The organism is Arthrobacter tumbae, assembly GCF_016907495.1.
Lineage (GTDB): Bacteria > Actinomycetota > Actinomycetes > Actinomycetales > Micrococcaceae > Arthrobacter_D > Arthrobacter_D tumbae.
Window position 1 is genome coordinate 993,149 of the sequence record NZ_JAFBCC010000001.1, and the last position, 14,393, is coordinate 1,007,541.

Here is a 14,393-nt window from a genome sequence, read left to right on the forward strand (position 1 = left end):
TCCCTATCTCGACGCCGCGGGGGGCCTCATGGAATTTCTCGACACGACCACCCTGCGTGTGGTGTTCGCAGTGGTGGCCGTGACGCTGCTGGGTCTCTTCTATTTCGTGACCTTCCAGCGCACGCGTTCGGTCTACAGCGCGTGGTGGTGTGCTGCCCTTGCCCTGTTCCTCACGGGCTCCGCCGCGTACCTGCTTGATGGAACTGCCCACCAGGTCTGGGCCAACCCCACCGGTAACGCGCTGCTGGTGCTCGGAGCGGCCAGCGTCTGGGCCGGCGCCAGAACGCTGCGCGCACGCGGACCGCGCACCTGGCAGCTTCTCGCGGGACCGCTGGTGACCCTGCTGGCCTCGGCCCTGGACAGCCCGGCGACCAACGACTGGTCCGGCGGACCCGTGTTCCTCGGGTTCATGTGCCTGTTCCTGGCCCTAGCTTCCGCAGAACTGTGGGCGATCAAGCGCTCCTACAGCAGAGTCACAAAAGCCCTGGCGCTGGCCTCCGGCCTCCTCGCTGTCTACTATCTGGGCCGGTGGCTCGTCTTCCTGGTGGAAGGGCCGGACGGACCGACCTTCACCACCTACTTCGACTCAGCAATCACCACGCTCATCACGCTGGTGCTCCTGGTAGTGGTTTCCTTCAGCATGGCCGCGCTCAGTAACGAGCAGGTGACCCGTGATCTTCACCTTCGCGCCACCCGTGACGGACTCACCGGCCTGCTCAACCGCTCCGGATTCGACGACCTCGCCGTCAACGAGCTGAAACGGATCAGGGGCAACGGGACCCCCGGCGCACTGGTGCTGGCGGACCTAGACCATTTCAAGACCGTGAATGACACCCATGGCCACGCGGCGGGGGATGTGGTCCTCCAGGCTTTCGCGGACATCTGCGTGGGCACCGTACGGTCCACTGATCTGGTCGGCCGCCACGGTGGGGAGGAGTTCGTCATACTGCTGTCCGGTGCAGACGCGAACCGTGCCGAAACCATCGTGAATCAGCTCAGCGCCCGCTTTGCACTCGCTACCTTCGCCGAGGGGTTCGAGCCGCCGACCGTCAGTTACGGCATCGCCTCCGTCGACGCGGAATCAACGGACCTCGCCGCCGTCATCGCCACCGCGGACGCCGCCCTGTATGAGGCCAAATCACTCGGCCGCAACCGGGCCGTCCAAGGCTCCACAGGTCGCAGGGGCTGAAGCGGTGGGACGACGCATCGCTTCCGCCGCGACTCCTGCCACGGCACTGTTGACCAGACTGGGCATTCAGTACCGCACGCTCAGCTACATGCATGACCCCTCGGCCGAGCACTACGGAACCGAAGCCGCGGAGAAACTGGCGGTTGATCCCGCGCGCGTCTTCAAGACGCTCATGGTGGACGCCGGCACCCAATTGGCCGTCGCCGTCGTTCCCGTCAGCCGCCTACTGGACCTCAAAGCGATGGGCGCCGCGTGCGGAAGCAAGCGCGCAGCCATGGCGGACCGCGCCGCTGCGGAGCGGCGGACCGGGTATGTGCTCGGCGGAATCTCACCGCTCGCGCAGCGGCACCGCAGCCCGCTGGTGCTCGATGAATCCGCGCTGGCTTTCGAGACGATCCTCGTCTCGGGCGGCCGCCGGGGACTTGAGATCGAGCTCGCGCCCGCGGACCTCCTTAGTGCGACAGACGGCACGACGGCGGCCCTCACCCCCGCTTGACCGCCCGTATTACTGTGGTTCCAGTTGTTTCAACCCCCAGCAGACGAGAGCACCCGTGCACAGTCAGGACATATTGGCGGTCGTTAACGCGTCCGCCGGAACCGCGTACCGCCGCAGTGTCGACGCCGTTACCTCCTTCCTTGCCTCCGCTTCGGCCAGGCGGGGCACGTCCTTTGAACTTGCACGGACCGAGGACCTGGACGCGCTGGATTCAGCCCTCGGAAGCCTCGACGGCAGGCAGCTGGTGCTGCTGGGCGGTGACGGCTCGGTCCACGCCGCAATTCAGTGCCTGCATCAGACCGGGGCGCTGGGTGCAGCCGGGCCGATCGGCATCATCCCCGTGGGAACGGGAAATGATCTTGCGCGTTCACTGAAACTTCCAGCCGACCCGCTCCAGGCCGCCGAATGTGTGATGTCCGGGCAGGCACGCACGATGGAACTCCTGGTCAGTGAGGACCGCACCGCCGTCAACGCTGTCCATGTGGGAATCGGTGCGGATGCCGCGGCCAAGGGCGCGGAGCTGAAGCAGAAGCTGAAAAAGGTGAAGGCCGGAAAGCTCGGGTACCCGCTGGGTGCCGTCGCTGCGGGGTTCAGCTCTCCGGGGCAGCACCTCAGCGTGCGGGTGGACGGCGAACTGCTTCATGACGGATCCCGTCCGCTGCTGATGGCAGCCCTCGGCCTCGGCGGCACCGTAGGCGGAGGTGCCCGGCTCATACCGGACGCCAACCCGCATGACGGGTTTGTCGACGTCGTGCTCTGGGAATCAGTGGGTCCCGCTGCACGGGTGGGATACGCCCTGGGACTCAAGAGCGGCGACCACGCGCGGCGCACGGACGTGCGGATCGGGCGCGGAGAGGCTGTTGAAATCACCGTGGTTGACGGTGATGGCTTCCGGGTCAGCAACGACGGCGAACTGTGGGGTCCGTTCCAGCACCGCCGCTGGGACGTGGTGTGTGATGCCTGGCAGGTCATCGCCCCGCAGTAGCTTCCCGCGCCGCCGCTCCGCGCCGCAGCAAACGGCACTGTTTACCGGGTATTCCCACAGCGCCCGCCAAGTTCACTCAAGGTTTCCACAAGAGTGGCGGAGCACTCTATCTCCATGGCAATCAGCCCAGTAGGCTGATTGTCAGCCACCAGTAATCAAGGGCCCCTCGCGGGCACCTGACGAAGGCTGATTGTTCGGATTCCTCCCCGGGGTTCGGTCGGAATGGACCTTCAACAGGGGAAACACATGGGGAGTAGCAGTGAGTGAAGTCAGGCCGGTGTCCGGCCACAGCGTTCTGAGGAGCCGTCGTCGTGCGGTTCGGTCGGGAGTGAGCGTTTGCCTTGCTCTGGCTGTCATTTACTCCTTTGGTTATCCCGGATCCACCCCGTTGACCTCGTTGACCTCCGGGGCAGGTGCAACCGGAACCGTGCTCGCACAGGGAGCCGGAAGCTTCGCTGACGCCATCGTTCCGCCTACCGGGTACGTGGGTGAGCAGCAGCTCGTCACCCCGGAGACGACGTCGCCTTTCGGCACCACGGATTCGCTGGTACCAGGGCGTGCGGTTCCCGGTGCGGAGGAGTCCTCCCGTGCCACGGCACCCGCTGCCAAGACGTCATCGGTTGAGGCCCTCAGCTCCATGCCGCGCCCGGGCAAGGGCATGCTCATTTCTCCGCTTCAGTTCCTGACCCCGAGTTCGCCGTTCGGCCTTCGCACGAGCCCCATCACCGGGGAACACGATGAATTCCACACCGGCCAGGACTTTGCGGCGCCCTGCGGCACCCGGGTCTTCTCAGCGGATGCCGGTGTTGTCCGTGCTGCCGGCTGGCACCCCTGGGGCGGCGGAAACCGTGTGGAACTCGACCACGGCAACGGTCTGGTCACCACCTACAATCACCTCGAGGGAATCGGGGTAGAGGCCGGCGACCGCGTGGGCGCCGGGCAGGTCATCGCCACCGTAGGCACCACAGGCTGGTCCACGGGCTGCCACCTGCATTTCGAGACCATCCTCAACGGCGGTCACGCTGATCCCGGCGGCTGGAAGCTGCTTCCGCTGGACGGCAGTGGTCCGGTTGAGATGCCGAGCCTGGTCAACTTCACACCGGGAACAGGAAGCGGGAACGACGACGACACCGCCTGGGTTGCCTACCTCGCCACCTCTGAGGCCATTGAGCCGGTTGCGGTGAAGTCGCCTGCCCGTGTGGACGCCGAAGTAGCTGCTCAGGGACCGCGGTCCAGCGGCAGGGCATCGTCCAGCACCAAGTCCTCGAGCAGCAAGACCTCGAGCGGCGCGTCTTCGAGCGCATCGTCTTCGAGCGATGAGAAGCCTGCACAGCCCTCGGGTACACCGAGCACGTCGGTTCCCGGAACGTCAACCGCGCCTTCCAAGCCGGGTACGCCGTCGGGCACACCTTCCGGAACGCCGTCGGGGACCCCGTCACCCACCAAGCCGGGTACACCGCCGCCTTCATCATCAACCGACCCGACGCCGCCGGTCACCTCGGATCCGACCCCGCCAGTCACCGAAACCCCGACGCCACCGGTCACGGACACGCCGACGCCGCCCGTGGACGCAACACCACCAGTCGACCCGACACCACCAGTGGACCCGACACCGGTTGTTCCAGACCCAACGCCGGTAGACCCGACACCGCCGGTCACAGAGACGCCAACACCACCCGTGGTGGACCCAACCCTACCTGTCGTCCCGGACCCAGCGCCGGCCGACCCGCCACCTGCCCCAAGCACCCCACCTCCCGCTACTCCCCCGACGGTCTCGGTGACCGATCCTGTGGAGGCTTGTGATCCTGCGATCGACCCGGAGGCCATCGTCGTCGACCCGGTCACCAAAGAGCCGGTGCTGGACCCGGTAACGAAGGAGCCGATCACGGCTGCGGAGCTGTGCGCTTCGGCAGCCGTCCAACCAACGCCTGGGATCACCGGGACAGAGATTGCGCGGGAAGCCGATCCCGCACTGACTACGACGCCGTAGCCACCTGTAGAACTCGAAGAGCGCCGGAAGCCCCGGCGCTCTTAGTGTTTCTCGACCGTTTCGTCAAGATGCCAGGGCGATATTGGCACCAATAAGGGCCCAAGTTCGCCAAACAGTTGCTTGCCCCAAGTAACGTCGTGAATCCCCCCTCTCTGAGACCCCGGAGGTTTACGACCATGGGAAAGCCCTTCCCGTTTCATGCACGACTCGCACTCCTGGGCACTGCCGCCCTGGCTGCGCCCCTCCTTGTTGGCCCGCCCGCCGTTGCCAACTTCCCTTCCACCGAAGGAAAAACCAGCACCGCCAGCATCCTCACCTATGACGACACAATTGCCGAGCTCACCAAACTCGAGAGCAACAGCCGTTTTCCCGTCGACGTCTTCACTCTCGGAGAAGCCGGCACCGCCGTCAACCAGAGCGAGCAGGGCCGCGACCTCTTCGTGGCCACGGTAGGCAACGGCCCCGAGGATGTCTGGGTGCAGGGACGCATCCACGGCAACGAACCCTACGGCGCCGAATCCATCCTCACCCTCCTGAAGGACCTGGGCACGAACGGCTCGGCCGAGTACCAGCAGATCCGCGACGCGTTCACCATCCACTTCATCCCCATGTACAACCCGGACGGTAGCGAACTGAACATCCGCCAGACAGTCCTCTACGACGACGCAACCGGCGAGCCGCTCCTGAACGATGCCGGCCAGCAGCAGCGCATCGACCTCAACCGCGATTGGGTTGCGGACAAATTCCAGGCGGACGAGTCGATCGCGTTCTATGAGTACTGGACCATGGTCAAGCCGGATTACGGCATTGACATCCATCACCAGGGCCTGAAGAAGCAGTTCGGAACGGGCGACGACGTCACCCTGTCCCTCGGCATCTCGCTGGCGCCCGGCGGCCCTACCCTGCCCACGCTGCAGGGCGGCGCCTATGACGTGCTGACGCGTCAGATGCACGGCTACGTGTTCCAGGAGCTGTCGAAGTACGGCTACATCACCATGGACCGCTACCAGGTGGGTGGGAACCTGGAAATCGACATCAAAGGCGGTGTGGTCTCCGCGATGATGCTGGGGCTCAATTACCAGGGCCTGAATCCCACCGGGCACTCAAACCCTGTGGTCTTCTTCGAGACGTCCGGCAATACCAGCGAAGGCAGCCTCGGCCAGAAAGCCCGTGGCAAGAGCATCCAGCAAAACGTCCTCGCCATGAGGACCCTGCTGTCCGGCCTGGCAGCCGATGAGGTCCAGCAGGTTGATCCGGACGTCTGGGAAGAGATCCCGCATGCACCGGTTGCGGGTTACAGCACCGACTACGCAGGCACCATCCCCGTCTCTTTCTGATCCACCCTGCTCACCAATTCACTGCATCCCACCCTCAACCGCATCGAAATATCCGCATTGAAAGGAACACCCTTCCCTGTGAAGAAATCACTTGCAGCAGCAGCGCTCGCCGGCGCGCTCACCATCTCCTCTGTTGCCGTCGCCGCACCTACGTTCGGCGTCGGCGAGGGGCCGGGCTACAACGGCAACGAAACCATCAACACGTCCATCCTCCGTACCTATGATGAGCTGGCCAGCTTCCTGAAGACCCAGGATGCCAGGCAGGACGCCATGGAACTGGAGGTCATCGGACAGTCGGTCAAGGGCCGCGACCTGTACCTCGCGAAGTACATCTCCGACCCGGATAACCCGACCATCCTTTTCCTTACCCAACAGCACGGCAATGAACAGCTCACCACTGAGGGTGCCCTCGAATTCATCAAGCACCTGGGCACCGGCAAGACGGGGAACGTGCTCGACGGCGTCAACATCCTTGTGGTGCCGATGCTGAACCCCGACGGCGCAATGGGCGACGTCGACTTCTCCCTTGATGACTACATCGCCAGCGGCGACCGCCATCTCACCCGGTACAACGCCGTGGAGGTGGACCTTAACCGGGACCACGTCGCCAAGATTCAGCCGGAGACCCAGGCCCTGCACTACAACGTCATGGCGAAATACAACATCGACTACATGATCGACCTGCACCACCAGGGCACCAACAGCGAACGTGACGGCGAACTGGTGTCCGGTTCGATCCTGCACCCCACCACGCCGAACGTCGATCCGGCTGTGCTCGAGGGGTCAAAGCGCCTTGGCGCAGTGGTGTTCGACGCCGTGGACTCCACCGGTTGGGGCCACCTCGGCAAGTACAGCGGCGGTTCGGCCGAGACCATCAGCCGCAACGGAATCGCCGTCGAGTACGGGATTTCCACCCTGCTGTTCGAGATGCGCGGTATGTCGGACCACGAACGGGAATCGGCCGTGCTCGGCCAGAAGAGCAATGGCTACCTGATCAAGCAGACCGTCACCACGCTCGATGCGTCGGTGCGTGCAATCGCTGATGGGTCAATCAATACGGCGGACACGTCCTTCTGGGACACGCTCGCCACGCAGAACACCCGTTCGGAATAGCTCGGAGAGATTCTACAAGGGGCGGTGTCCGTGCAAGGCGGACACCGCCCCTTTCAGTTGCTGCCGGCTTAACAGCAGCGGCGTGGCTGAGGGAGCGTAGTCTCGATAGTAGGAAACCCGTCCGTCCTGACGGTCTGGCTTCCTACGGGCGGGGTGCGCATCGAGTAGCCTGCCGTCAGTCGGGGTTGTTGCTCTGGCGCTTGTACAGAATTGAGGCCGCATGGCCCCCGACGACCACATAGCTGGAATCGAGCAGCTTCAGCAGATGCTCCTCGAAAGCCCGGGATTCACTGAGTTCCTGCTTGACCTGACCACCATTTCGGCGTCACTGTTCAGCACTGATTCCCCCATGCACTGTGCCATCACAGTCGAACGCACCGGCGGGCCGACCACCGTTGCCAGCAGCAGCGAGCTGGCTCAACGGCTGGATGAGCAGCAGTATGCGTCCGACGACGGCCCTTGCCTCACTGCCTTGCGCCAGCAGCACTCGGTGCTGATTGCTGAACTGGTGGCCGACCTGCGCTGGCGCAGATACGCCGCCGCCGTCTCGGGCGAGCCGGTGCGATCCGTTCTGGCAGTGCCCATCCCGACGGATGGCTCCTCGGCAGCTGCGCTCAATTGCTATTCACCCGACGTTGCTGCGTTCGGACCACAGGCAGTCGCCGCTATAGAGAAGCACGCGAATTCACTCTCGACGATCCTGCGCCTGGCCCTGCGGGTCCATCCAGCCGAGCGCTATCCGGACGATCTGCGCGCCGTACTGAAGTCCCGTGCGGTGGTGGATGCCGCCGTCGCGCTTGTCATGATGCAGAACCGCTGCAGCCATGAGGCTGCAATGACCACGCTGCAGGTGGCCTCCCGGCATCACAACAGGCGGGTGCAGGGCATCGCCGATGAGCTCCTCGGCAAGGCAATGGCGACGACGGTGATCAGTCGCACTGCGAACCGGTCCGGATGACACAAGCGGCGCCGCAAGGGAACCAGCAGGTTCCTAAACTGAGGTGACCGGGGGAAGATGGTAATTAGTCGAGGTTCCGATGAGAAAGGATGCCGGACGTGGATAGTGGAAGTGGTGCCCTTCTGTCACCGGTTGATGCAGGGAGCGCCGAACTGGTGATGCAACTACAGGACCTGCTCGCGGACAATGCTGATGTCCAGGAGTTTCTGGCGGAACTGAGCAGGGTGGCATCCGTTGAGCTTTCGCTGCCGGACAATCCCATCTCCTGTGGAGTGACAGTCCTTCGCCGGAAAAAGCCGCTCACGGTGGCTAACAGTGATGAACGTTCCAGGATTCTTGATGAAGTGCAGAACAGCTACGGCGACGGTCCATGCCTGACCGCCCTTCGGGTCGGCGCCATCATCAGCGTTCCGGATGTGAAGACGGAAACCCGCTGGCCCGACTATATGCGCTCCACGGAAGCGTGTGACGTGAAGTCAATCCTCTCGGTACCCATGGACGTCAGGAACTCCGGCAAGGCGGTCCTCAATTTTTACTCGTCACGCATTCAAGGATTCTCGGATGAGAGCATCCTTGCGGCGCAGAGCGTTGCGGAAGAAGCTGCCCGTGCGCTTCATCTCGCCCTGAAGATTGCGCAGCTCAATGAGCTCACCGACAACCTCAGCGCAGCGCTGGAAACCCGGACGACCATTGCGACGGCGGTAGGCATCATCATGGCCGAGAACCGCTGTTCCCGTGAGAAGGCTTTCCAGATCCTTGTTGATGCCAGCAGCCACCGAAACACCAAGATGCACACCCTGGCGGAGGGCGTCATTGGTCGGGTAGCGGGTGATCATGACAAGGCACCGGATTTCGACGAGTGACCCCTCCGAATGCTCCATCCACAAAGCTGAAGGCACGCCATGACTGACAGAGTTCCACTCGACGAGTTATCCACCGCCGTCGGCCGGATCATGGGTTTACTGCTTACCCAGGAAAAGGTAGACGATGCCGTCCAGCACCTTGCGGTGGCAGTGAAGAGTTCGATGCCCGGCAGCGTTGGAGCGGGCGTGTCTCTTATCGATTCCAGGGGCCGTAGAACCAGTACCGGATTCACCGATGACGTGGTGAAGGAGGCCGACCGGCTTCAGTACGAACTTGGCTCCGGCCCCTGCCTCACTGCCTGGGCGTCTGCTGAACCGGTGCTGATGGACGATGTGGCGACCGATCCCCGCTGGCCCGATTGGAGCAGCGCCGTAAAGGACCTCCCGATCCGTTCTGTGCTGAGCACGCCACTCGTGGCGCAGGGACATCCCATAGGTGCCCTGAAGGTCTATGCCGACGTGCCTCATCTCTACAACGCAGGGGCATCCTCCCTGCTGAGCTCGTTTGCCGGCCCAGCCGCCACGCTGCTGTCCCATATACAGGGCAGCGAAGTAGTCGAACGCATGAGCGGTGCCCTCCAGGCTTCGCTCTATAGCCGCGACCTGACCAACCAGGCGTGCGGCATCCTGATGGAACGCAAAGGCCACACACGGGAGCAGGCCCTCTCGGAGCTGATCATGACTGCACGCCAACTGCGAACATCCCTCCGCGATGTCTGCGCTGAACTGGTGGCCGAAACCACGGCCCGCACTACCTGAGGTTCATTGTGGGCTTTGAAAGCTCCGAACCGGAACAGCGCCAGGGCCTCAAGGAGGTCATGATGGGAGCAGACATCACAACGGGTGAACTGTGGCTGCACTACTTCAGCATCGGCGGGTCCGCCGGGGAGTATGAGGTGGACGCCTACCTGCAGAGCCTGATCTCGCTGCCGCAGCTGGAACGCGACCTGCTGGCCATGGCCGCGAACGAGCTGCGCCCGGACGGAGCCGGTCCGCGGGCGCCCTACGCAGACGAGTTGCCGCCAGCGGATGCCCCACAGGACTGAGAGCGCACGCTACTCCGTCGGCGCTGCGGTGCTGGAGCGCACGATCATCTCGGTATGGGCTGTGTGGTTGGAGCGTTCCCCCGACTCGGCGGGGCCGGCGAACAGCTGCAACATTCGCTGGACGGCGCGGCTGCCCTGCAACGCGGGATACTGCGCAATGGTTGTCAGCCCGAAGACCTCACCAAGGTCATGGCCGTCAATTCCGATCACCGAGAGGGCGTCGGGAACCCGTATTCCGAGCTCTCGCGCGGCGACGATGGTGCCGATCGCCATCTCATCCGAAGCGCAGAAGACTGCGGTGGGCCGGTTCCGGGGGTAAGCGAGTACCTGCTTGGCGCTGGCGTATCCACCGGAAATGGTGAAGTCCGCGTAGGCGAGCCATGACGGAACAATTTCCAGGCCGGCAGCTTCCATGGCCACCTCGTAGCCGCGGCGCCGGCCTTCGGAGATGTTGAAGTCCTTTGCAGCGTCCTCGGGTCCGCCGATGTACGCAATCCGCCGGTGCCCCAGGCTGATCAGGTGCTCGGTGGCTAACTCCGCAATGGAGAACTCGTTGACGCTGATGGTGTCTGCGCCGGGAAGCGGACCACCGATACCGACGATCGGCTTACCCACCGCAAGCAGCTGTCCGAGTTCAGTTTCGGACAGCTGCAGCGAAACGGAGATCACGCCGTCGCACCGTTGGCGCAGCAGGAACTCCGAGAAGACCCGGTCGCGGTGCCCTGCGCCATCGCTGACGTTGTACAGCGTCAGGTCGTAGCCGGCGTCCAGGAGGGACGCCGCAACGCTGTCCACAATCTGGGAGAAGTACCAGCGGTTGACTGACGGCACGACGACGCCGACATTGCGGTTCCTTCCCGAGGCAAGTGACGACGCCGAGAAGGACGGCACGAAGTCCAGCTGCTTCGCAGCCTCAAGAACCTTCAGCCGGGCCCGCTCGGAGACCTGACCATTGCCGCTGAGGGCGCGGGAAACCGTGGCAGTCGAGACGCCTGCGAGCGCTGCAACGTCCTTGATGCCAACCACGGCGCCCTCCCTCAGAGCAAAGGACGGGCGGAGTCCTCTTAGTTGAGTTTTACCCATACGCACCGGTTCGGCGCCAGAACGCCGTCTGCACCGGCATCTGCGTGACTCGCTGCGATGACCGTGCCCGATGGTACGTAAGCAACAGATTCTCCCATGTTCATGATCACCATGACGTCATTGTTGCTGAACGCGATGGTGTCCGTGTCCGCGTAGTCCGCGGCCCAGCTCAGCGATCCGGCGCCGAGACGGAGCTGTTTCCGCAGCGCGAGCGACGAGCGGTACAGGTTGAGGGTAGAAGCCGGGTCGGTCTGCTGGACATCACGCGCCAGCGTGTACCAATCTTCCGGCTGGGGAAGCCACCCGCCGCCGTTGGAGCCGAACCCGTAGTGCGGCTCGTCCGCCTGCCACGGCAGCGGGACCCTGCACCCGTCCCTGCCTACACGTTCCCCACCGGTCCGGATGAACGTCGGGTCCTGGCGCAGCTCGTCCGGAATCTCCAGGTGATCAGGCAGGCCGAGTTCCTCGCCCTGATACAAGTAGACGCCGCCGGGCAACGCAAGCATGGCAAGCGATGCCGCACGCGCGCGGTCAAGCCCGACCTCGGGATCCTCCTCGCCGAACCGCGTCGCATGCCGGGGAACATCGTGGTTGCTCAGCACCCAGGTGGTGGGCGCTCCTACGCTGTCGAAGGCCTGCAGTGAGGAGGTAATGATGCCGCGGAGTTCGGCGGCGTCCCACGGGTGATGGAGGTACGCGAAGTTGAAGGCCTGGTGCATCTGGTCTTCTCGCACCCAGTTGACCAGGCGGGACAACGGATCAATGCTGGCCTCCGCGCAGAGGATGCGGTCGCCGTCGTACTCTCCCAGAATTGACCGCCACCGGCGGTAGATATCATGGATCGCTTTCTGGCCGAACATCGGCGCAGCGTGACCCGGGTACCCATCCGTGGAGCCGCCGTCCGGGCGGCCGTCCCAGTCCGGGAGGCCCTCGGCCTTGACCAGAGCGTGCGCAACGTCAACGCGGAAACCGCTGACGTTGCGGTCCAGCCAAAATCGCAGGATCCGCTCAAACTCGGAGTGGACCGCCGGGTTGTCCCAGTTGAAATCAGGCTGGGAGGAATCGAAGAGGTGGAGGTACCACTGGCCCGGCGTGCCGTCGTCGTTCAGTGTGCGGGTCCAGGCGGATCCGCCGAAGTGTGACTGCCAGTTGTTCGGCGGGTTGGAGCCATCCGGTCCGGTGCCGTCGCGGAAAATGAACATGGCCCGCTCTTCCGAACCCGGGCCGGCGGCAAGGGCAGCCTTGAACAGTGAGTGGTCGCTGGAGCAGTGGTTGGGAACGAGGTCGACGATCACCTTGATGCCCAGCTCGGACGCGCGGGCGGTGAGCCGGTCGAAGTCATCGAGCGTTCCGAACATCGGATCGACGTCGCAATAGTCGGCGACATCGTAGCCGCCGTCGCGCTGCGGCGAGGTGTAGAACGGGGACATCCAGATGGCATCGATACTGAGGTCCGCCAGCTGGTGCAGCTCTGCGGTGATTCCCGCGAGGTCACCCTGGCCGTCACCGTTCAGGTCCCGGAAGGACCGCGGGTACACCTGGTAGATCACGGACGAGCGCCACCAGGCGTCGTCGTCGTGTGCGGTATGGAGTGGTTCGTGGAAGGTGGGCGCTACAGCCTGCGCGGACACAGCAGGGGCCAGGGAAACAGCGTTGGGCATGGGGAATATGCTAACCCCAGTTGCTGAAAAAATGGAAGCGTTTACAGTGTTGCGGAAGCGTTACTTGCCGCAGAAACAGACGCCTTCCGCGGAAACTGGCCAAACTTTCCTTCGGTGTTGTACAGATTGGCCGCAAGCGCTTACGATGTGTTGTGCCTCACTCGTTCCGTTCGGATTCGGCGTGTTCGGCGCAATCAATCGGTCTTACATTTACAACCGCGCCATGCAGCGCAAAAGCTCAGTATCGGCTGCCTTGCGGCGCCACAGAAAGGTTCACCAATGAAGGTGCAAACAACCAGAGCCCTCCACCTCCGGACGCTGGCCACCGCGGCTTTGTCCGTTGCGGTGCTGGCAGTCACTGCCTGCGGTGGCGGGTCCACGGATACCGCCGCGGGAGAATCCGCAGCGCCGACCGACCTCGCTGAGGGCGGCTCGACCACGCTGACCATGTGGGTGGATGCGGAGCGTGCTCCGGCTCTCGAGCAGATCGCTGCCGACTTCAAGGAAGATACCGGCATCTCGATCGACCTCGCGGTGAAGGACTTCGCAGCGGTTCGTGACGACTTCATCACCCAGGTGCCCACCGGCAACGGACCGGACCTGATCGTGGGCCCGCATGACTGGATCGGTACCTTCGTCGAAAACGGCGTTGTTGCTCCCATCGAGCTGGGCGACAAGGCCGGGGAGTTCCAGGAATCCGCAATCCAGGCCATGTCCTACGAGGGCAGCCTGTACGGCGTGCCGTACGCAGTCGAGAACATCGCGCTGCTGCGCAACACCGACATGGTGCCGGAGGCTTCCGAGACCTTTGATCAGGTCATTGAGAAGGGCCAGGCAGCGGTTGACGCCGGCGAAGCCGAGTTCCCGTTCCTGGTTGGGCTTGACCCCAAGCAGGCGGATCCGTACCACATGTACCCGTTCCAGACATCGATGGGCGTTCCCGTTTTCGCACAGAACGAGGACGGCAGCTATGACCCGTCCAAGCTCCTGCTCGGTGAGCCCAATGGCGTCGAGTTCGCAAAGCAGCTTGTCGAGTGGGGTGACTCCGGTTCGGGCGTCCTGAACTCGAACATCACCGGCGACATCGCCAAGGAGAAGTTCCTCGCTGGCGAGTCCCCCTACTACCTGACCGGTCCGTGGAACGTTCCCGCAGCACAGGAGGCCGGAATCAATCTGGCTATCGATCCGCTGCCCACCGTGGGTGATGAGCCCGCTCAGCCGTTCATCGGCGTCAACGGCTTCTTCATCTCGTCGCAGAGCTCCAACGCTCTCGCAGCAAACGAGTTCGCGGTGAACTACCTGACGACCGAAGAGGCGCAGGACGCCATGTTCAGCGTCGGCGGCCGTCCTCCGGCACTGACCGCGTCCTTCGACAAGGCAGCCACCGATCCCGTCGTTGCAGCCTTCGGTGAGATCGGCGCCAACGGCGTTCCGATGCCGGCCGTACCCGAAATGCAGGCAGTCTGGGCTGACTGGGGCGCAACTGAACTTGCACTGATCAAGGGCACCGTCAAGCCGGAGGAAGCCTGGCCGGCAATGGTGGAAAACATCGAGCAGAAGATCGCTGCCGGATAGTTTCACCTTTTCGAAGCCGTTGTGGGCCGGACAGACCCCGGCCCACAACGGCTTCGCTTTACCTGCTCCTGCCTCATTTGCTTTGCACCTGCTTTTT

The 14,393-nt window shown here is 63.7% G+C and carries 13 protein-coding genes; 11 read left to right on the forward strand and 2 right to left on the reverse strand.

Annotated elements, in window-relative coordinates; genetic code table 11:
* Positions 1-28 precede the first annotated feature (28 nt).
* From JOD47_RS04770 to JOD47_RS04815, 10 genes are all read left to right on the forward strand, one after another.
* Entirely contained in the window at positions 29-1,189 is a 1,161-nt protein-coding gene (locus JOD47_RS04770) for a GGDEF domain-containing protein (protein ID WP_204532471.1), read from the forward strand.
* 4 nt (positions 1,190-1,193) lie between these two features.
* Positions 1,194-1,685, forward strand: a complete 492-nt coding sequence (ybaK, locus tag JOD47_RS04775) for a Cys-tRNA(Pro) deacylase (RefSeq protein WP_307836198.1) — start codon at positions 1,194-1,196, stop codon at positions 1,683-1,685.
* A gap of 73 nt (positions 1,686-1,758) precedes the next feature.
* The gene (locus JOD47_RS04780) at positions 1,759-2,670 is read left to right on the forward strand and encodes a diacylglycerol/lipid kinase family protein (RefSeq protein WP_204532478.1); all 912 of its coding nucleotides are present in this window, start codon (positions 1,759-1,761) and stop codon (positions 2,668-2,670) included.
* 259 nt (positions 2,671-2,929) lie between these two features.
* Entirely contained in the window at positions 2,930-4,660 is a 1,731-nt protein-coding gene (locus JOD47_RS04785) for a peptidoglycan DD-metalloendopeptidase family protein (protein ID WP_307836199.1), read from the forward strand.
* Between the two features lie 176 nt (positions 4,661-4,836).
* On the forward strand, positions 4,837-5,997 hold the full coding sequence (locus JOD47_RS04790; protein WP_204532479.1) for a M14 family zinc carboxypeptidase: 1,161 nt from the start codon (positions 4,837-4,839) through the stop codon (positions 5,995-5,997).
* A gap of 78 nt (positions 5,998-6,075) precedes the next feature.
* The gene (locus JOD47_RS04795) at positions 6,076-7,110 is read left to right on the forward strand and encodes a M14 family zinc carboxypeptidase (RefSeq protein WP_204532480.1); all 1,035 of its coding nucleotides are present in this window, start codon (positions 6,076-6,078) and stop codon (positions 7,108-7,110) included.
* Between the two features lie 220 nt (positions 7,111-7,330).
* Positions 7,331-8,068 carry a GAF domain-containing protein gene (locus tag JOD47_RS04800; RefSeq protein WP_204532482.1) on the forward strand — a complete coding sequence of 246 codons (738 nt, stop codon included), beginning with the start codon at positions 7,331-7,333 and terminating at the stop codon, positions 8,066-8,068.
* Between the two features lie 89 nt (positions 8,069-8,157).
* Entirely contained in the window at positions 8,158-8,931 is a 774-nt protein-coding gene (locus tag JOD47_RS04805; protein ID WP_204532484.1) for a GAF and ANTAR domain-containing protein, read from the forward strand.
* A gap of 39 nt (positions 8,932-8,970) precedes the next feature.
* On the forward strand, positions 8,971-9,690 hold the full coding sequence (locus tag JOD47_RS04810) for a GAF and ANTAR domain-containing protein (RefSeq protein ID WP_204532486.1): 720 nt from the start codon (positions 8,971-8,973) through the stop codon (positions 9,688-9,690).
* Between the two features lie 8 nt (positions 9,691-9,698).
* Positions 9,699-9,977, forward strand: coding sequence for a hypothetical protein (locus JOD47_RS04815; protein ID WP_204532488.1), 279 nt, complete (start codon positions 9,699-9,701; stop codon positions 9,975-9,977).
* A 9-nt stretch (positions 9,978-9,986) separates the two neighbouring features.
* Here the strand turns inward: JOD47_RS04815 and JOD47_RS04820 are convergent, their stop codons facing one another.
* Entirely contained in the window at positions 9,987-11,003 is a 1,017-nt protein-coding gene (locus tag JOD47_RS04820; RefSeq protein ID WP_204532490.1) for a LacI family DNA-binding transcriptional regulator, read from the reverse strand.
* A 38-nt stretch (positions 11,004-11,041) separates the two neighbouring features.
* Entirely contained in the window at positions 11,042-12,721 is a 1,680-nt protein-coding gene (locus JOD47_RS04825; RefSeq protein WP_204532492.1) for a glycoside hydrolase family 13 protein, read from the reverse strand.
* Between the two features lie 279 nt (positions 12,722-13,000).
* On the opposite strand from JOD47_RS04825, the gene JOD47_RS04830 reads away from it, so the two are divergent.
* Entirely contained in the window at positions 13,001-14,296 is a 1,296-nt protein-coding gene (locus JOD47_RS04830) for a sugar ABC transporter substrate-binding protein (RefSeq protein WP_204532494.1), read from the forward strand.
* Positions 14,297-14,393 lie beyond the last annotated feature (97 nt).